Consider the following 19,394-nt stretch of genomic DNA (forward strand, 5'->3'; position numbering starts at 1 on the left):
AGGGCCCGCCCTTGGGGTCTGACCGCTGGTTACCGCAGGTGGCAGTGGTATGCGTGTCCGCCCCCAGCAGAAGGAGCGCCCGTGGCCCCCTGGCCCCCACTCTCCGGCACCCCCCACTCCGGCCGCGATCTCGTCGTTGCGCTCTCGCCCTTCGAGGAACCGGACGAACGGATCGTCGTGGCGGCCGAACGCGCCGGCGCGCTCGGCCTGCTGGACCTCGGCAGGGACGCCGGTGCCGCGCGCGAGGCGCTGGCCCGGCTCGGGCGATCACGCCACGGCGTGCGGGTACCGGTGGGGTGTCCGCTCACGCCCGCCGAGCTGCCCGAGGGGACCGACACCGTGCTGCTCGCCGATCCGCGGGCGTACGGCGTCGATCCGCAGGTGTACGGCGCCGATCCGCAGGTGTACGGCGCCGGCCCGGATGCGGCCCGGGGTCCGGACGGCGCGGATGCCGGTCCGGACGGTGCGGTACCGGCCCCGGGCCGCGCGGTCCCCGGCCACGACTGGGCCGGCGGTGGGCGGCGCCGCGTATGGGCCGAGATCACCACCCCCGAGGAGGCCGTGGCGGCGTGTGCCGCCGGCGTCACCGCGCTCGTCGCCCGGGGGCACGAGTCGGGCGGCCGGGTCGGCGAACTCACCACCTGCGTCCTGCTCTCCCGCGTCCTGGCCGACCCGTCCGTGACGGTCCCCGTGCTCGCCGCCGGGGGAATCGGCCCGCACACCGCCGCCGCGGCCGTCGCCGGCGGAGCGGCCGGGGTGCTGCTCGACTCCCAGCTCGCGCTCACCACCGAGGGAACGGCCCGGCTGCCCCGCGCGGTCGCCGACGCCATCCGGGCCATGGACGGCAGTGAGACCACGCTCGTCGCGGGCCACCGGGTCCTCACCCGCCCGGACCTCGCCGCCCCCGCGGCGGCCATGACCACCGCAGGGGACGACGCCGGGAGCACCGGGGCACGGACCGGCCCCGCCACCCGCATCGCCACCCTCCTCGGCGCCCGGGACCTGCAGACCCAGCTGCTCCCCGTCGGTCAGGACGGGGCGTTCGCCGCCCGGCTCGCCGCGCGGCACCGCACCACCGGCGGCGTCGTCCAGGCGGTACGGACCGCCCTCGCCGAGCACCTTGCCGCGGCGGCGCGCACCCGGCCGCTCGCGCCGCGCCCCGGGGCCCGCCATCTCCCCGTGGCCCAGGGGCCGATGACCCGGGTCAGCGATGTGCCCGCCTTCGCCGCCGCGGTCGCCGCCGAGGGCGGGCTGCCCTTTCTCGCCCTCGCCGTCATGGACGGGGAGCAGGTACGCCGGCTGCTCGCCGAGACCGCCGGGCGGCTGGGTGAGCGGCCCTGGGGCGTCGGCCTGCTGGGCTTCGCCCCGCCCGAGCTCCGGCGCGAACAGCTCGCCGCCGTGGCCGAGTTCGTCCCCGAGTACGCGCTGATCGCCGGCGGCCGGCCCGCCCAGGCCGCGCCGCTCGAAGCGGCCGGGACCCGGACCTACCTCCATGTCCCGGCCCCCGGCCTGCTGGAGCGCTACCTCGCCGAAGGCGCCCGGAGATTCGTCTTCGAGGGGCAGGAGTGCGGCGGTCACATCGGCCCCCGGGCCAGCTTCCCGCTGTGGGAGGAGCAGGTCGAGCGGCTGGCCGCCCACGCCCGGACGCACGGCGGGACCGCTGGGGACCTGGACCTGCTCTTCGCGGGCGGTATCCATGATGCCCGCACCGCCGCCATGGCGGCCGCCGCCGCGGCCCCGCTCGCCGGGCTCGGCGCCCGCATCGGGGTCCTGATGGGCACCGCCTACCTCTTCACCCAGGAGGCCGTGAGCACCGGCGCCGTCCTGCCCGGCTTCCAGGACACCGCCCTGGCCTGCGACCGGACCGTTCTGCTGCGGACCGCACCGGGCCATGCCACACGCTGCGCCGAGACCGCCTACACCGAGGAGTTCACGGCCGTCGAACGGCGCCTCGCCGCCCAGGACACGGACCCGCGCACCCGATGGGAGGAGCTGGAGCGGCGCAACCTCGGACGGCTGCGCCTGGCGAGCAAGGGCCTGCGCCATACGGACGGCGGGCCGCCCGCGCCGGTGGGGGAGCGGGAACAGCGCCGGGAGGGCCTGTACATGCTGGGCCAGGCCGCTACCGCCCGCGACGCCACCACCACCGTCGCCGCGCTGCACACCGCCGTGACCGAGGGGGCCACCGCGCAGCTCACGGCCCGTGCGGAGCAGTTCGGGGCGCCCGGCGGGCAACAGGACGGCCACCGGGGAGGGAAGGCGGAACCGCTGGACATCGCCATCGTCGGCATGGCGTGCTGCTATCCCGGCGCGGCCGACACCGCCCGTTTCTGGTCCAACATCGTCTCCGGCGTCGACTCCGTCACCGAGGTGCCCGCCGAGCGCTGGGACACCGGTACGTACCACGACCCGGACCCCGCGCGGGCGGGCGAACGTACCCCGTCGCGCTGGGGCGGCTTCCTGCCCGCCGTCCCCTTCGACGCCCTCGCCCACGGCATCCCACCGGCCTCCCTCGCCGCCATCGAGCCGGTGCAGCTGCTCGCTCTGGAAGCGGCCGCCAAGGCCCTGGCGGACGCCGGATACGCCGAGCGCGACTTCGACCGCGCCCGCACCAGCGTCGTCTTCGGCGCCGAGGCGGGCACCGAACTGGCCGGCGCCTACGGCCTGCGCGCACTCCACCCGGCCTACCTGGGCGATCTGCCGCCCGCACTCGACGCCGAACTGCCCCGCCTGACCGAGGACTCCTTCCCCGGCGTCCTCGCCAACGTCATCGCCGGACGCATCGCCGGCCGGCTCGACCTCGGCGGCGCCAACTGCACCGTGGACGCCGCCTGCGCCTCCTCGCTCGCCGCCCTCGACCTGGCCTGCCGCCAACTGCGCGACCACGACAGCGATATGGCGCTGTGCGGCGGCGCCGATGTGCACAACGGCATCAACGACTACCTGATGTTCGCCTCCGTGCGCGCCCTGTCGCCCACCGGCCGCTGCCGCCCCTTCGACGCGGCTGCCGACGGCATCGCGCTCGGCGAGGGCGTCGGTGCCCTGGTGCTCAAGCGGCTCGCCGACGCCGAACGCGACGGCGACCGGATCTACGCGGTGGTCAAGGCCGTCGGCACCTCCAGCGACGGGCGGTCCCTCGGGCTGACCGCACCCCGGCCCGAGGGCCAGCGGCGGGCCCTCGAACGCGCCTACCGGCGCGCCGGGATCAGCCCCGCGCAGGTCGGGCTCCTCGAAGCCCACGGCACCGGAACCGTCGTCGGCGACACGGCCGAACTCGGCGTCCTCACCGACGTGTTCGAGGCAGCGGGCGCCACCCCGGGCAGCTGCACCCTGGGCTCGGTCAAATCGCAGATCGGGCACACCAAATGCGCGGCCGGCCTGGCCGGACTCATCAAGGCCGCCCGCGCCGTGCACGCCGGCGTACGGCCCCCGACCCTGCATCTGACCCGGCCGGCCGCGGACCCCGGACCGTTCCGCTTCGACACCGGGAGCGCCCGGCCCTGGCCGGTCCCCGTGGCGCGGCGCTTCGCCGGGGTGAGCGCCTTCGGTTTCGGCGGCACCAACTACCATGCCGTGCTGGCCGGTTACGACGGTGCGCCCGAGCCCGACCACGCCCTGACCCACTGGCCCGCCGAACTCTTCTGCTTCCGGGGGACCGACCGCCCCGCCGCCGTGCGGGCCATGGAGCGTCTTGCCGCACGCCTGGCGGACAACGACGCCGCCGGACGGCCGTGGCCGCTGCGCGACCTGGCCGCCGAGACCGCGGCGGCGCAGGGGCCGGTCCAGATCTGCCTGGTGGCCGACGACCTCGATGACCTCGCCGTCAAGCTGGCGGCCGCCCGCCGGTTCGATGCCGTCGAGGGCGTGTATCCGCGCCGCCGGGACACCGACCCCGGTCTGGTCTCCTTCCTCTTTCCCGGTCAGGGAAGCCAACGTCCGGGAATGATGGGGGAGTTGTTCCTCGCCTTCCCCGCGCTGCGCGGCCTTCTGGAGGACGCCGACCCGAAGTGGGCCGCGGCCATGTTCCCGCCCACCGCGTTCACCGCCGAGCGCCGGGCCGCCCAGCAGGCCGCGCTCACCGACACCCGCGTCGCCCAGCCGGCGCTCGGTCTCGCCTCCGCCGCCGCGCACCGGCTGCTCACCACGCTCGGTGTGCGCCCCGACTGCGCGGCGGGCCACTCCTACGGCGAGCTGACCGCGCTGTGGGCCGCGGGCGCCTACGACACCGCGACCCTGCTGCGCCTCAGCGCCTGCCGCGGCGAGGCCATCCTCGGGGCCGCCGGAAACGACCCCGGGGCGATGGCCGCCGTGGTGGCCGCTCCGGAGCGCGTCAGGGAGCTGATCCACGCGGCCGGGGTCGTCGTCGCCAATCACAACGCGCCCGAGCAGAGCGTGATTTCCGGTCCCACGGATGCCGTGGAATCAGCGGTGGCGGCGCTGTGCGCGGCCGGCCTGGACGCGCGTCGTCTGCCGGTGGCCTGCGCCTTCCACAGCCCACAACTCGCCGCGGCGCGCGACACGTTCGCCGCCGAACTGTCCGCGGTGCAGGTGGCCGTACCCGCCTTCCCGGTCTGGTCCGGCGCCACCGCGCGGCCTTACGACCGGGAGGCGTCCGCGGTTCGCGCCACCCTTGCGGACCAGGTCGCCGCGCCCGTGCGCTTCGTGGAGCAGATCGAGGACATGTACGCCGCCGGGGTGCGCACCTTCGTGGAGGCCGGGCCCGGCCGGGTACTCACCGGTCTTGTCGGGCGCATCCTGGACGGCCGGCCGCACACGGCCGTGGCGTTGGACGTCCCGGGCGAGCCGGGACTGGCCCGGCTGCCGCACGTGCTGGCCCGGCTCGCAGCGGCCGGGGTCCCGATCGCCCCGGAAGCCCTGTTCCACGGGCGTACGGAGACGCTGCCCGCGGTTGCCCCGCGCCGCCCGGGATGGCTGGTCGACGGGCATCTGGTGCGCACCGCCGACGGTGACTGTCTGCCGGGCGGACTGCGCCCCGCGCGCCGCGTGGAAACGGGGTGGGGGACCAGGGAGGGGGCGGCATCCGGGGGCACCATGGCGTCCGGGGGCTCGACCGTGTCCGGGGGCTCGACCGCCTCGGTGGGCTCCACGGCATCCGGGAGCACCACGGCCTTCGGGAGCACCACGGCCTCCGGTGACGGTGCCCGGCAGGGTGCGGTGCTGGAGTATCTGCGGGCGTCGCGCGAGCTCATCGCGGCTCAACGGGATGTTGTGCTGCGGTATTTGGGGGCGGAGGGAGAGTCGGGAGAGACGGAAGAGGCCACTGAGCGGGCTGCCGCGTCGTTTGCCGCGCCCGTCCGGACCGGCACCGGGGACGCGGCCTCTCCCGTTGCCGGGGCCGACGCCGCTCTCGGGGCCGCCGACGACGCCGCGGGGCAGGCGCCCGGCACCGCGGCGCGGCGTCTGAGCCCGCCGGAACTCCTCGACGCCGTACGGGAGATCATTCACACCCGGACCGGCTATCCGCACGACATGCTCGACGCGGGGCTCGACCTGGAGGCCGACCTCTCGGTGGACTCCATCAAGCGCGTGGAGATCATCGGGGCGCTGGCCGACCGGATCGGACTGCCGCAGAACGCCGACGGAGCCATGGAATCGGCGGTGGAGCAGCTTTCCCGGGTCAAGACCATCAGCGGCATCGTCGACTGGATCGCCGCCGCCCACCACGAGGACGTGCCGGAGACGGCCACGTCACCCGAGCCCGCGGCGACCCTCGCGGGAGCCGGTCCCGCAGTGGCCCTCGCCGGGGTCGGCTCCGCACCGGCCGCTGCCCCGCCCGAGCCGGCCGACTCCTTGTCCGGACCATCCCGGTCATCCCGATCATCCCGGTCATTCCGGCTCTCCGAGTCCACGCCGCCCGCCCCCACGCACCCGTCCACCCTCCCGAAGCCGCCCGCCGGGGCCGCGGCCGAAGCCGTAGCCGCGAGCGCCCCCGTGCCCCAACGCCCCACGCGCTACCTGGTGCAGGTAGCGCCCCTCGGCCCGCCGGCGAGCCGGCCGGCCGCCGAGGTGGTGGCGGGCAGCGACTTCACCGTGGTGGAGGACGGCCAGGGCGTGGCGCTCGCCCTCACCGCCCTGCTGGAGAGCCATGGCGCACGGGTCCGTACCGTGCCCGCCGAGCGGCTGGCCGAGGCCACCGCCGACGGGGTGGGTGGACTGGTGGACCTCAGCGCCCTGCGGGCGGGCCGCGGCGCCGTACTGCCCGGACAGTACGCGGGGCTGCGCACCGCCCTGACCGGCGGCGCCCGGTGGCTGCTGCTGGCCACCGCGGCCGGCGGCACCTTCGGCCAGGACGACGCCGAGGACGCCCCCGACCCGCTGCCCGGCGCCGGACTGCGCGGCTTTGCCCGTACGGCCGCCCTCGAATACCCCGGCGTCCTGATCCGCGCCGTGGACATCGACCCGAAGGACCGCCCCGAACGCATCGCGGCCCACCTTCTCGCCGAACTCTGCGCCCCGGGCGAACCGGTCGTCGTCGGCCGCACCAACGGCACCCGTACCACCTTGCGCACCGTCCCCACACCGCTACCGCACGACCGGCCCGCCACCGGACGGCCGCTGCTCGACGCGGGCTCCGTGGTGCTGCTGACCGGTGGCGCGCGCGGCATCACGGCCCGTACGGCGCAGGCACTGGCCCGCGCCCACGGCTGCCACCTCGAACTCCTCGGGCGCACCCCCCTGGACGAGATCCCCGAGGACCCGGCGCTCACGCACGCCCACGACCGCATCGCGCTGCGCGCCGCCCTCCTCGCCCAAGGGCTGCGCAGACCCGCCCAGATCGAAGCGGCGGCCACCCGCATCCTGGCCCGCCGCGAGATCACCGGCACCCTCGCCGCCCTGGAACCGCACGCCGCTTCCGTGCGCTACCACGCGGCCGATGTCACCGACGCCGCCGCCGTACGCGCCGTGGTGGACGACATCCGGGACCGGCACGGCCGCCTCGACGGGGTCGTGCACGGCGCGGGCACCCTGGAGGACAAGCTGCTGCGGGACAAGGACCCGGCCTCCTTCGACCGGGTCTTCGCCGTCAAGGTCGACGGCGCCCGCCACCTCCTGGAGGCCGCCGGCGACGACACCGGCTTCCTGGTCCTCTTCGGCAGCGTCGCCGGGGTCTTCGGCAACCGTGGCCAGGCCGACTACGCCGCCGCCAACGACGCCCTGGACACCCTCGCCAGGGCCTGGTCGGCCCGTACGGCCGGGCGCGTCCTCGCCGTCGACTGGGGGCCCTGGGCGGCCGACGGCGGCGGCATGGTCACCCCGGAGCTGGAGCGCGCCTACGCCCGCCGGGGCATCCCGCTCCTGGACCCCGGGGCCGCGGCCGACGCCCTGCTGGCCGAACTGGCCCACGGCACCTCGCCCCAGGTCGTCCTGGCGGCGGCCGGCGGGGAGGCGGCGGGCGATGAGTGACACCGGTGCCCGGCGGACCGGACCCCGCCCTACGGACGCCGCGATCGTCGGCATGGGGGCGCTCTTCCCCGGTGCCGGTGATCTCGCCGCGTACCGGCGCAACCTGCTGGCCGGCCGGGACTGCATCACGGAGGTGCCGCCCGGCCGCTGGGACCCCGAGGTCTACTACGATCCGCACGCCGCCGAGGGTCCCGCCCGCAGCGACCGCTTCTACTGCCGGCGGGGCGGTTTCCTGGACGACCTCGCGGCCTTCGACCCCACCCGCTTCGGCATCATGCCCGCCACCGTTCCGGGAGCCGAACCCGACCAACTGCTCGCCCTGCGCGTCATCGCCGACGCCATCGCCGACGCGGGCGGCCAGGAGCGGCTGCCCGCCGACCGTTCCCGTATCGGGGTCATACTCGGCCGCGGCGGCTTCATGGGCGTGGCCACCGCCCGGCTCGACCAGCGGGTCCGTACCGCCCACCAGCTCGCCGCCACGCTGCGCCAACTCGCCCCGGAACTGGGGGAGTCCAAGATCACCGCGGTGCGCAACGCCTTCCAGGAGGGCCTGGGCCCCGAGTCGCCGGAGGCGTCCATCGGCCTGGTGCCCAGCTTCACCGCCGCCCGGACCGCCAACCGGCTGGACTTCCGCGGACCCGCCTACACCCTCGACGCGGCCTGCGCCTCCTCGCTGCTGGCCGTGGCCCAGGCCGTCGACCTGCTGGCCGCCGGGCGCTGCGACAGCGTGGTCGCCGGAGCCGTGCACCACTGCCATATCGCCACCCTGTGGAGCGTCTTCACCCAGCTGCGTGCCCTGAGCCCCACCCAGTGCATCCGTCCCTTCGACCGCCGGGCCGACGGCACGCTGCTGTCCGAAGGCACCGGCGTCGTCGTCCTCAAACGCCTGGCCGACGCCGAACGCGACGGGGACCGGGTCTACGCGGTCATCCGCGGGGCGGGGGTGGCGGGGGACGGACGCGCGTCGAGCCTGATGAACCCCCGGACGGAGGGGCAGACCAGAGCGCTGCAACAGGCCTGGAGCAGCGCCGGCCTCGATCCGGAACACCCCGCCGCGCTCGGCCTGCTGGAGGCGCACGGCACCGGAACGCCGGTCGGTGACGCCGCCGAACTGGACACCCTGGCCCGGGTGTTCGGCCCTCCTGGCGCGGGCGGGGCGCCGATCGGTCTGGGCTCGGTGAAGTCGATGCTCGGCCACACCATGCAGGCCGCCGGGATCGCCGGACTGATCAAGGCCGCCCTCGCCGTGCACGACCGCATCCTGCCGCCGACCCTGCATCTGGACGAACCGCACGAGGGCATGGCGCGGACCCGGATGCGTCCGGTCACCGAGGCCGAACCCTGGGACGCCGGAAGGGCACCCTTACGGGCCGGGGTCAATGCCTTCGGCTTCGGCGGGATCAACGCCCACGTCATCCTGGAGGAAGCCCCGGGAGGCCGGCCCGCCGCCGCGCCGCCCGCGCCCCACACCTCCCCGCTGCGGACGGCGGAGCCGGAGCGCACCGTACTGCTCGCCGCGCACTCTCCCGCCGAACTGGCGGAGCAATTACGGAAGCTGGGAGAGGGGGTGGGCGAGGAGGCGGGGGGCGCGGGCACCGGCGTCCCCATGGGCGACGGCCCTTGCCGTCTCGCTCTCCTCGGTCCCACCCCGCAGCGCCGCGCCCTGGCCGCCAAGATCCTCGCCCGGGGACTGCCCTGGCGGGGGCGCGGTGAGGTGTGGTTCACGCCGAGCCCGTTCTTCGGGCCGTACGCGCGGGAGGCGGGAGCGCGGCTCGCGTTCGTCTTTCCGGGGCTGGAGGCGGAGCCGCCGCCGCGCGTGGACGACATCGCCGACCGGATGTCGCTGCCGCGCCCCGCGGTCTCCGGGGGCAGCGGTCTGGTCGAGCGGGCCGTCGACTCCCTCGCCGTCGGCCGGCTGCTCGCCCGCGCCCTGGACCGACTGGGCGTCACCCCCGATCTGCTGACCGGCCACAGCCTCGGGGAGTGGACGGCCATGGTGGTCGCCGGAATGTACCCGCCGCAGGCCGTGGACACCTTCCTCGGCTCGCTGCGGCCCGGTTCCCTCGCGGTGCCCGACCTGGTCTACGCGGCCCTGGGGTGCGGTGCCGCACAGGCGGCCGCGGCGCTGGAAGGCCTGGAAAGGGTGGCGGTCAGCCACGACAACTGCCCGCACCAGTCGGTGATCTGCGGAGCCCCGGGACCGCTGGCCGAGGCCGTCCGCAGACTCGCCGCACAGGGCGTACGGGCCCAGGAGATGCCCTTCCGCTCCGGCTTCCACACGCCGATGTGGGCGCCCTACCTCGACCAGGTCGGCGCGGCCTTCGACGCCTTGCCGCTGCGGGACCCGCAGGTGCCCGTCTGGTCGGCGACGACCGTCGCGCCCTTCCCCGACGACCCCTCGGAGGTCCGTGCGCTGGTGCTGCGGCACCTTCTGGAGCCGGTCCGCTTCCAGCACCTGACCAGGCGGCTGTACGAGACGGGCGTACGCGCCTTCGTCCAGGTCGGTGCCGGCAGTCTTACCGGCTTCATCGGCGACACCCTCCACGGGGAGGACCATCTCGCCGTGGCGGCGGCCGGCACCCGCGGCGGGGGAGGGGCACAACTGGTGCAGACCGCGGCCGCGTTGTGGGCCGAGGGGATCGCTCCACGCTGGGAAGAGCTGGCTCCTTCGGCCGGCGGTGCTCTGGGGGCGGGGCGCGCCGTCGCCGTGGAGCGTGCCCTGGCTTCGGACGGAGCCCTGGCTGTGGGCCGAGCCCTGGCCGTGGGCCGCGCGCTCGCCGTGGACCGTGCCACGGCCCCGGACCGCGCCGGGGGACCGGAGGGAGCCGCGGGCCGGGACCACGCCGCGGGCCGGGTGGGAGCCACGGGCCCGACCGGAGCCGGCGCAGCTGTCCGCCTCGATCTCGGGTCGCCGCTGGTCCTCTTGGGCGGGGCGGCGGCTCCGGAGGGACTGCTTTTCGCGTCCGCCGGCCCTCCCCCACCCCCGAACCCACCCCCGCCCCCTCCCCCGAAGGGGGAGGAGGGGGAGGGGGCGGGGGAGCGCTGCCCGGCGCAGCCGGAGGCGGTGCGGAGGGAGCGCCGGCGGACACAGGAGGAGGCGGTGGTGAGGGAGCGCTGCCGCACCCCCGGCCGTCCGTCGCGGACCCCGTACGGCAGGCCCTGGACGCCGTCCTCGCCGAAACCCGGGCCGCCACCCGCACGGTAGCCGCCGCGGCCGCCCGGCCCGCCCCGGCACCCGTCGCCGGCCGCAACGCCCGCCGGGCCCCGGCCCCGGTCCCTGGCCGCACCGACGGGCCGACCCCGGCCCCCGGCTTTGGCAGCACCGCCGACCCGGCCCCCGCATCCACCCCCCGCCGCATCCCCAGCCCGCCCCCGACCCCCGGCCCTGCCCCCGCCCCCGGCCCTGGCCACACCCCTGGCCCGGCCCCCGCACCGAACCCCCGCCCCACCCCCGGCCCGACCCCAACCGCCCCAACCCCGGCCCCAGCCCCCACCGCACCACCCGTCACCTCTCCCTCGGCACCCTCCCCTACGTCCGCGACCACTGTGTCTACCTCCAGCCCGACGACTGGCCGGAGCCGGCCGACCGCTTCCCCGTCGTCCCCATGACCACACTGCTGGAACTGGCCGCCGAGGCGGCCCACGAGGTGCGTCCCGGGCTCACCGTCACCGGCTACTCCGACGTGCGGGCCCTGCGCTGGCTGCCCGTCGCCCCGCCCGTCGATCTCACTGTCACCGCGACCCCGGCCGACGGCGGCCGGGTACGGGTGAGCCTCGGCGGTCACGCCACCGTCACCGTCCATCTCGCGGCACATCACCCGCCTCCGCCGCCCCTTGACCCCACGGCCCTGACGTCCTGTGGGCCGGCGCCCGTCAGCGCCGAGGCCCTTTACCGGGACCGGTGGATGTTCCACGGCCCGGCCTTCGCCGGGGTCCACGAGGTCACCGCGCTCGCCGCCGACGGCATCCGCGGAACGCTGCGCGCGCTGCCGGCCCCCGGCGCCCTCCTGGACGCCGCGGGCCAGCTCCTCGGCCACTGGATGCAGCTGAAACTCACCGGTGACCGGCTGGTCTTCCCCGCGACCCTGGACCGGGTACGGCTCTACGGGCCGCCGCCCCCCGAGGGCGCGCTGCTGGCGGTCACCGCCCGGATCCGTGAGGTGGGGCCCGGCTCGGTACGCGGCGAGGTGGAACTGTGCGGCGCCGACGGCGCGGTGTGGGCGCGACTGGAGAACTGGACGTACCGGCGGTTCGGTGCCGACGAACGGGTGTGGCCGATGAAGTTCACTCCGGAGGTGTGCGGCATCGGCGAACCCCGGCCGGGCGGCTGGTGCCTGGCCCGGCGCCGCTGGACGGACCCGGCCTCGCAGGAGCTGGTGATGCGCCGCTATCTGGGCGCCGCCGAACGCGCACGCTACGAACGGTGCGCGCCGCGCGCCCGCGCGGGCTGGCTGCTGGGCCGGATCGCCGCCAAGGACGCGGTCCGGGAACTGCTGTGGGAGTCGGGAGCGGGCCCCGTCTTCCCCGCCGAGGTCCCGGTCGGCACCGACCCGCACGGCCGCACCAGGCCCGAGGGCCCGCTCGCCGCCGGCCTCCACCTCTCCCTCGCCCACAAGGACCACGTCGCCGTGGCCCTCGCCCACCGGGCGGGCCCCGTCGGCATCGACATCGAGCCGGTCACCGGCGATCCGCGAGCCCTCGAACAGATCGTCCTCACCCCGGCCGAAAGCCGTCTGGCGGACGGCCTCCAGGCCCGCGGAGCGACCGGTGGAACGGGCCGCGCCTACTGGCTCACCGCCCTGTGGTGCGCCAAGGAGGCCGCGGCGAAGGCGGCGGGCAGCGGCCTCGGCGGCCGGCCCCTGGACTGGACCGTGACGTCCGCACCGGGCGGCGCGCTGCGGGTGGACTCCCCGGACGGTCGGCACCACCTCGTCCACGTCGACTCCGTCCACGACCTGTCCGCGCACCACGTCGTCGCCTGGACCGGGCCGCCGCCCGTGCCCCGTACGGACACCGACACCCCCACTTCCACGGAGGCCACCCATGGCAGCTGACCCGCTCCCCGAGCGCACCGGGACGATCCTGGCCGAGATTACCGACATGCTGGTGAGCGTCGTCGGCGACGAACTGCTCATCGTGGGCGAGGTCACCCCCGCGACCACCTTCAACGACGATCTGGCGCTGGAGAGCATCGAGTTCGTCGCCCTCGCCGAGCTGCTGCAACAGCGCTACGGCAGCGCGGTGGACCTCCTCGGCCTCCTCGCGGAGAAGGACATCGACCAGATCCTGGCCATGACGGTCGGCGAACTCGCCGTCCACATCGACACGGTCACCGCCGCCGACCAGGCCTGCACGGGCTGAGCGCACCCATGTCCCTGACCCCCGCGGGCGGGCTGCGCCTGCACACCCAGCGGCTGCCGGGCCGCGGTGACGGCCCCACGGTCGTCTTCCTCCACGGCCTGGTGATGGACAACCTGTCGAGCTTCTACTGCACCCTCGCGGGCCCCGTATCCCGCGCCGGTCACCCGGTGCTCCTCTACGACCAGCGCGGACACGGCCGCAGCGACCGCCCGCCCGGTGGCTACGACCGGGACACCGCGGCCGCCGACCTCGCCGCCCTGCTCGGCTCCCTCGGCCTCGACCGCCGCCCCGTCCATCTGGTCGGCAACAGCTACGGCGGTGTCCTCGCCCTGCACACCGCGCTCGTCCGGCCCGAACTGGTCGCCTCGCTGGTGCTGATCGACGCCCAGCTGACCGGCGACTGGGTGGAGGACATGACCGACACCCTCTCCGTCGCGGCCCTCGGCCTCGAACACCGCCGTCTGCCCGAGCAGCTTGCCGCGCTCGGGCGGCGCAAGGAGGCCCGGCTGACCGCCGGTGCCGACGCCCTGCTCAACCGCACCTCCCTGATCGAGGACATCGCGGCCGGCGCCGCCTTCACCTCCCACGACTTCGCCCGGTTGAGGTGCCCGGTCCTCGCCGTCTACGGAGAACACTCCGAACTCCTCCCCGGAGCCCGGGAACTCGCGGCCGGTGCGCCGGACTGCGATCTGTGTGTGCTCCCGGGCGTGGGACACACCGTGCTCAACGAAGCCACCGAAGGGCTCTGCGCCGCCGTGCTGGAACGACTCGGCGACCGGGCCGGGGCGGTGGCCCGATGAGAGTGCTGTTCGTCGTCCCGCCGCTCGCCGGACACGTCAACCCCACGATCGCGGTGGCCGCCGAGCTCACCGCGCGTGGCCACCAGGTCGCCTGGACCGGACCCGCCGCGGCCCTTGCGACCCTGCTCCCCGCCGACTCCCTCGTCTACCCGGCGGGGGACCGGAGCGGGGGCGACGGCATCGACGTCCTGCACGGGCGGTGGCGCGATCTGCGCGGCATCGCGGCCCTGCGCTTCCTGTGGGCGGACGTCCTGCTGCCCCTCGCCCGTGCGATGCTGCCCGGCGTGCACGCCGCCGTCGGGGCTTTTGCGCCCGACGTGCTGGTGGCCGACCAACAGGCGCTGGCCGGGCCGCTGGTGGCGCGGCGCCACGGTCTGCCCTGGGCGACCTCGGCGACCACCACGGCCGAGTTCACCCGGCCCTTCGCCGGGGTCCCGAAGGTGGGGGAGTGGGTGGCACAGCGCATCGCCGCCCTGCTCGCCGAATGCGGCGCGCCCAGCGGCTGGGACCCACGCTTCTCCCCGCACCTCGTCCTGGTCTTCTCCACGCCCGCGCTCCTCGGGGACGGCGGGCCGGCCGGTGACGAGGCCGGCGGGCCGCCCGTTGCCGCGGCCCATTCCTCCGCACCGGCCGCCGGCCATGCGAGTGCGGCGCCCCGTCCCGCAGGACGGCGGTATCCCTCCCACTACGCCTTCGTCGGACCCGCCTTCGGGTCTCGCCCGTTCCACGGAGACTTCCCGTGGCACCGTCTCGACCCCCAACGCGCCCGGGTGCTCGTCTCCCTCGGTACCCTCAACCGCGAGGCGGGCGCCCGCTTCTACCCCGCGGTCCTGCGTGCCGCGGACGCCCTCGCGGACCGGGCGCAGCTGATCCTGGCGGCCCCCGCCGACCTCGCCGGGAACGTCCCGCACCATGTGCTGCACCAGGAGTACGTCCCCCAGCTCGCCCTGCTGCCGCACCTCGACGCGGTGCTGTGCCACGGCGGCCACAACACCGTGTGCGAGGCGCTTGCGTACGGACTGCCGCTGGTCGTGGCGCCCGTCCGCGACGATCAGCCGATCGTCGCCGGTCAGGTGACCGGCGCCGGGGCGGGGGTACGGGTGCGGTTCGGCCGGGCCCGTGCGGACGAGCTGCACCAGGCGCTGGCCGCCGTCCTGGACGACCCGGCCCACCGCCGCGCGGCCCGCCGCATCCAGGCGTCCTTCGCCGAAGCGGGCGGCGCCCGTACCGCGGCCGACCGTCTGGAGAAGCTGCGGGCCGGCGCCGTGGCCGGACCCGGCACCGCCCCCACCGAGCCCGAGGCCGGTACCGAGCCCGAGGCCTGGAGCGGGCCCGCGGCCGGGACCGCGGCCGAGCCCCAGCCCGAGACCGAGAACGAGAAGGGACCGTGAGCCCGATGACGCGAGTGCACCGTTCGGGACCCGCCACGCGATGGATGGCGGCCGCCGCCGTGACGGCCCTGGGGGCGGGCACCGTGCGCGCCCGTCGCAGGCTCGCCGCGCTGCCCGTGCTCGAACCTGCCCCGGCCCAGGACGCCCCGCGGCCCCCGCTGCCCGGCTGGCACCTGATCACCGCGCCCGGCGTCACGGCCGACGCGGCGACCCTGCGCGCCGCCGCGGACCACGCCGTACGCGAAGGTCTGCGCGTCGTGGACCTGATTCCGGTACGCCTGGAGGCCGAGAGCGTGCTCGGTCTGCTCCGGCTGCTCGACCCCACGGCCCACCGCACCGACCGGTGCGCCCCGGGACACGGCGCGGGCCACGCGCTGCTGGTGGCCGACGACGTCCACCGGCGGGCCGGCCTCGACGCCGCGACCCCGCCTCGTTCGGCCGCCGATCTGCTCCGCCTCGTCCGCACCCTCAAGGAGTACGCACCCGACGCCACCGGCTGGGCCCTCGCCCCCGGACTGACCGGCCCGCCCCCCGACCCCGCGCGGCACGCCGAGGAGCTGCGCGCTCGTGGTCTGCCGCCCGCCCTGCTGTCCACCGCCCAGCTCGCCGGTCTCGCCCTGCTGGTGAAGTGCCTGGTCTCCGCGCCGCGTTGGGGTGTCGCGGCGACCGCCCTCTACTGGCTGCAGCCGGCCGTCGTCCTGGGCCCGGCCCGGGGGCCGCGCCCCGCGGGCGTCGCCCCCGCCACCGCCCTGCGTCCGCTGCGCGCCCTGTCGACCGCACTGCGGACCCTCGCCACACCGGCCGTCGAAACGCCCGGCGCCGTCGACGCACCCGGCACCGCCGGCGAGGCGGCACGGCGCGCCGCGTACACCACCGCTCTCGCCGGCGGCACGGACCGGTTCTTCGAGCCGCGCCGTACGGACTGCCCCTGGTGCTCGGCGCCCGGCCCCGAGGTGCGGCTGCGCACGCCCGACCTGCTCCAGGGCAAGCCCGGCCGGTTCACCCTGGAGGAGTGCCGCCAGTGCGGCCACATCTTCCAGAATCCCCGGCTCACCCCGGACGGACTCGACTTCTACTACCGCGACTTCTACGAAGGTCTCGGCGGTGACGGCACCGCCCTGGTCCTGGGCCGGATGAGCGGCACCTACCGCGCCCGTGCCGAACTGCTCCGGCCCTTCACCACCCCCCGGGCCTGGCTCGACGTCGGAACCGCCGCCGCACACTTCTGCAACGCCGCCCGCTCCGTATGGCCCGACACCCGCTTCGACGGGCTGGACATGGGCGACGGGGTCCACGAGGCCGCACGCCGGGGCTGGATCGACACCGCCTACCAGGGCCAGTTCCCCGACCTCGCCGACCGGCTCGCCGGCCGCTACGACACCGTGAGCATGCACCACTACCTCGAACACACCCGGGACCCGTTCGCCGAACTCGATGCCGCCGTCAAGGTCCTGGCGCCCGGCGGCCATCTGCTGATCGAACTCCCCGATCCCGAGTCCCGGGCCGGCCGGCTGCTCGGCCGCTACTGGCTGCCCTGGTTCCAGCCCCAGCACCAGCATCTGATGCCCGTCGGAAACCTCAAACAGGCCTTGTCCGCACGGGGGTTCACCGTACTCGCCGAGCAGCACGGCGCGGCCCACCAGCCCAACGGCGACTTCCTCGCCGCCACCGTCCTCGCCGCGAACAGGCTCGCCCCCGACCCGCGGGCCCCCTGGTCCACCGTGCCCGCGACCCCGGCCCGCCGTGCCGCCCGAAGCGCCGTACAGGCCATGGCGGTGCCCTGCTACGCCGCCGCGCTCGTCCTCGACGGCCTGCGCACCGCGGTGGCCCGGGTCACCGACGGCGGCAACGCCTACCGGCTGCTTGCCCGCAAGGAGCTCGGGTGAGCGCGGTGGACCTGGCCCGCCGCACCACGGCGGACCCGCTGCTGCGCCTGCTCTCCCACAGCTTCTCGAGGGGTTTTCACCGTCCGCCCGACGCGGTGTGGCGGGCCCCGTACGCCTTCCGGGTCTCCGCGTACGCCGTCCGCGACTCCACGGCCGCCCTCCGGGGCCCCGCATCCGCCCTCCGGGGCTCCGCGTCCGGCTTCCGGGGCTCCGCGTCCGCCGTCCCGCCCGGTTCGGCGGGTACCGGGCCGGAGCCGGGGGCCGACTGGTTCGCGGCGGCCGGCCACTACGTCGATGTGGCCGTCGCCCCGCGCGCCGACGGGATGCTGCGCTGCGCCTCGCTCAACCACCCCGCGGAGACCGCCGAACTCCCCCTCAGCGGACCGGCCGCCCGCGCCCCCGCCTGGGCCGCCCGCCCGTACGCCGTGCTGCGCGGCCTCGCCGCCGCCGGCTGCGGCCGGGGCGGCGCCGATCTGCAGCTGAACGCCCCCTTGCCCGAGGCCGTGGGGCTGCCCGTCGCCGAACCGCTGGAGTGCGCGGTCGCCCTGGCCGTCTCGGGTGTGCACGCCGGCCGGGGCGGCGACCCGCCGACCCGTTCGCAACTGGCCCGCCTCCTCGGCTCCGCCGTGCCCGGCGATGACGGGCTGCGCCGGGCCGTGCTCTTCGCCCGGGCCGGCCACCTCCTGGCGGCCGACGGCCGCACCCATCTGCCGCTGCGCGCCCCTGACGGCGCCACGGATGCCGGCCTGCTCCTCCTGACGGCCCGTCCCACCGCGACCCGCGACGCGAATGCCGGCGACGCCACCCCGGCCACCCCCGACACCCCGACCGCCCGTACGGCCGCCGGACTCGCCACCGCGGTACGCGAGGCCCTGCGCGCCGGCGCCTGGTCCGCCTGGTGGCCCGGCACCCGCCCGGGGCGCGGTGTGCTTCTCCTGGTGCCCCCGGACCGGCGCGTGGCGGTCCGGACCGCCACCGCCGAGGCCTTCCGCCGCTGTGACCTGCCCGTACCCCGCCTCCTGCGGATCAACGCCGTGGACGCGGCCCGCCGCGAAGCCTGACGACCACGATCAGGCTCCGCCCCCTGTCCCGAGTCACGACCACGCCCCGGACCACGAACACCTCAGCCCGGACCGGCATCACCGGAACGGAGGGAGACCCGATGAAGCGAACAGCCGTCCATCTGTGCAGGGCGCTCGTGGCGGTGCTCGGCGCACTCGGCCTGACGTGTGCCGCCGCCACCGCCGACGCCCGCACCACCACGGAAGGTACGGCGGCCCACGCGAGCGGCACCGGCATCCGGGCCGCCCTGCCGTCCTACGACCATGTCGTGATCGTCGTCTTCGAGAACAAGCAGTACGGCGAGATCATCGGCAACGCCGCCGCGCCCTACCTCAACCAACTCGCCCGGGAGGGCGCCGACCTGACGGGTATGCAGGCACTGACCCACCCCAGCCAGCCGAACTACTTCAACCTCTTCTCCGGCGCCACCCAGGGGATCACCGGCGACGGCTGTTACACCGCGCAGTCGATGAACGCGCCCAACCTCGGCCAGGAACTGCTCGCCGCCGGCAAGACCTTCGCGAGCTACAACGAAGGCCTGCCCAGCGAGGGCTCCACCACCTGCTCCGACGGCCGCTACGCCCAGAAGCACAACCCCTGGTTCGCCTTCAAGAACGTGCCCGTCAGCACCGGAAAGACCTTCGCCCAGTTCCCCCAGGACGACTTCACCCGGCTGCCGACCGTCTCCTTCGTCATCCCGGACATGTGCAACGACATGCACGACTGCGGCGTCGGCACCGGCGACACCTGGCTCAGGGACAACCTCGCCTCCTACGCCCGGTGGACCAAGGACCACAACAGCCTGCTGATGGTGACCTGGGACGAGGACAACTACCTCGGCTCCAACCGGATCGCGACCGTCTTCCACGGGGCCCATGTCGCACCGGGCAGCCTCAGCGGCGCCTACAACCACTACAGCCTGCTGCGGACGATCGAGGACATGTACGGCACCGGGCACGCGGGCAATGCGGGCACCGCCGCCCCCGTCACCGGCGTGTTCGACACCGCGGCACCGAGCCGCCCGGTGGTGACCTGAAGCTCACCGCCCCCGGCCCGCAGACCTGCCGCTTCCTCCAGGACTGCACCGTCCAGCTGACCGCCGCCGGCGGCACGCCCCCGCTCACCTACCGCGCCACCGGCCTGCCACTGGGCCTGGGCGCCGACGCCCCCGGCGGCCGGATCGGTGGCAGGCCCTGGCAGACCGGCACCTTTCCGGTCACCGCCACCGTCACCGACTCCCGCGGCGCCACCGCCACCGCCGCCTTCCCGCTCACCGTCAACTGGTTCTGACACGTGGTTCCGACACATGGTTCCGACAACTGGTGCTGAACATCGGCATCTTCGCGGCATGCGCGAAGACGAAAGCCGCGAACGCCGCGGTGGCGGCCGCAGTTGTAGCGAAGATCGTCTTCTGCACCGAGCGAACGGGAGGCGGCCCGATAGCTTCTGAGGGCAACCGGAGCCGGGCG

At 75.8% G+C, this 19,394-nt stretch carries 10 protein-coding genes; all 10 read left to right on the top strand.

The annotated features are described in order from the left end of the window. Positions 1-81: 81 nt before the first annotated feature. The 10 genes from CFW40_RS31445 to CFW40_RS38450 all read left to right on the top strand — a co-directional run bounded on the left by CFW40_RS31445 (position 82) and on the right by CFW40_RS38450 (position 19,215). The gene (locus tag CFW40_RS31445) at positions 82-7,425 is read left to right on the top strand and encodes a type I polyketide synthase (RefSeq protein ID WP_088801153.1); all 7,344 of its coding nucleotides are present in this window, start codon (positions 82-84) and stop codon (positions 7,423-7,425) included. Beyond that, a complete protein-coding gene (locus CFW40_RS31450) occupies positions 7,418-10,630 on the top strand; it encodes a type I polyketide synthase (RefSeq protein ID WP_088801154.1) in 3,213 nt (1,070 codons plus the stop codon). The genes CFW40_RS31445 and CFW40_RS31450 overlap by 8 nt, the downstream gene beginning before the upstream one ends. A gap of 136 nt (positions 10,631-10,766) precedes the next feature. Beyond that, complete coding sequence (locus CFW40_RS31455; protein WP_256992067.1) at positions 10,767-12,479, top strand: 4'-phosphopantetheinyl transferase superfamily protein; 1,713 nt, start codon at positions 10,767-10,769, stop codon at positions 12,477-12,479. Beyond that, positions 12,469-12,786: a phosphopantetheine-binding protein gene (locus CFW40_RS31460; RefSeq protein ID WP_088801156.1), complete on the top strand. Its 318-nt coding sequence runs from the start codon at positions 12,469-12,471 to the stop codon at positions 12,784-12,786. Before CFW40_RS31455 ends, CFW40_RS31460 begins: the two co-directional genes overlap by 11 nt. Positions 12,787-12,794: 8 nt before the next feature. Then, entirely contained in the window at positions 12,795-13,586 is a 792-nt protein-coding gene (locus CFW40_RS31465; RefSeq protein ID WP_088801157.1) for an alpha/beta fold hydrolase, read from the top strand. Further along, positions 13,583-14,977, top strand: a complete 1,395-nt coding sequence (locus CFW40_RS31470; RefSeq protein WP_176956326.1) for a nucleotide disphospho-sugar-binding domain-containing protein — start codon at positions 13,583-13,585, stop codon at positions 14,975-14,977. The genes CFW40_RS31465 and CFW40_RS31470 overlap by 4 nt, the downstream gene beginning before the upstream one ends. A gap of 5 nt (positions 14,978-14,982) precedes the next feature. Next, complete coding sequence (locus tag CFW40_RS31475; protein ID WP_256331183.1) at positions 14,983-16,863, top strand: class I SAM-dependent methyltransferase; 1,881 nt, start codon at positions 14,983-14,985, stop codon at positions 16,861-16,863. Further along, positions 16,860-17,924 carry a galactokinase gene (locus CFW40_RS31480; RefSeq protein WP_176956325.1) on the top strand — a complete coding sequence of 355 codons (1,065 nt, stop codon included), beginning with the start codon at positions 16,860-16,862 and terminating at the stop codon, positions 17,922-17,924. Before CFW40_RS31475 ends, CFW40_RS31480 begins: the two co-directional genes overlap by 4 nt. Positions 17,925-18,025: 101 nt before the next feature. Next, positions 18,026-18,961, top strand: coding sequence for an alkaline phosphatase family protein (locus CFW40_RS31485; RefSeq protein WP_088801160.1), 936 nt, complete (start codon positions 18,026-18,028; stop codon positions 18,959-18,961). A gap of 104 nt (positions 18,962-19,065) precedes the next feature. Beyond that, positions 19,066-19,215, top strand: a complete 150-nt coding sequence (locus tag CFW40_RS38450) for a putative Ig domain-containing protein (RefSeq protein ID WP_256332150.1) — start codon at positions 19,066-19,068, stop codon at positions 19,213-19,215. Positions 19,216-19,394 lie beyond the last annotated feature (179 nt).

This window comes from Streptomyces sp. 2114.4 (assembly GCF_900187385.1).
In the GTDB taxonomy this organism is placed as follows: Bacteria; Actinomycetota; Actinomycetes; order Streptomycetales; family Streptomycetaceae; genus Streptomyces; species Streptomyces mooreae.

What these genes read in the sequence shown, in the direction of transcription:
- CFW40_RS31485 (WP_088801160.1), top strand. Translation starts at nt 18,026, where the DNA reads ATGAAGCGAACAGCCGTCCATCTGTGCAGGGCGCTCGTGGCGGTGCTC.
- CFW40_RS31475 (WP_256331183.1), top strand. Translation starts at nt 14,983, where the DNA reads ATGACGCGAGTGCACCGTTCGGGACCCGCCACGCGATGGATGGCGGCC.
- CFW40_RS31465 (WP_088801157.1), top strand. Translation starts at nt 12,795, where the DNA reads ATGTCCCTGACCCCCGCGGGCGGGCTGCGCCTGCACACCCAGCGGCTG.
- CFW40_RS31470 (WP_176956326.1), top strand. Translation starts at nt 13,583, where the DNA reads ATGAGAGTGCTGTTCGTCGTCCCGCCGCTCGCCGGACACGTCAACCCC.
- CFW40_RS31450 (WP_088801154.1), top strand. Translation starts at nt 7,418, where the DNA reads ATGAGTGACACCGGTGCCCGGCGGACCGGACCCCGCCCTACGGACGCC.
- CFW40_RS31460 (WP_088801156.1), top strand. Translation starts at nt 12,469, where the DNA reads ATGGCAGCTGACCCGCTCCCCGAGCGCACCGGGACGATCCTGGCCGAG.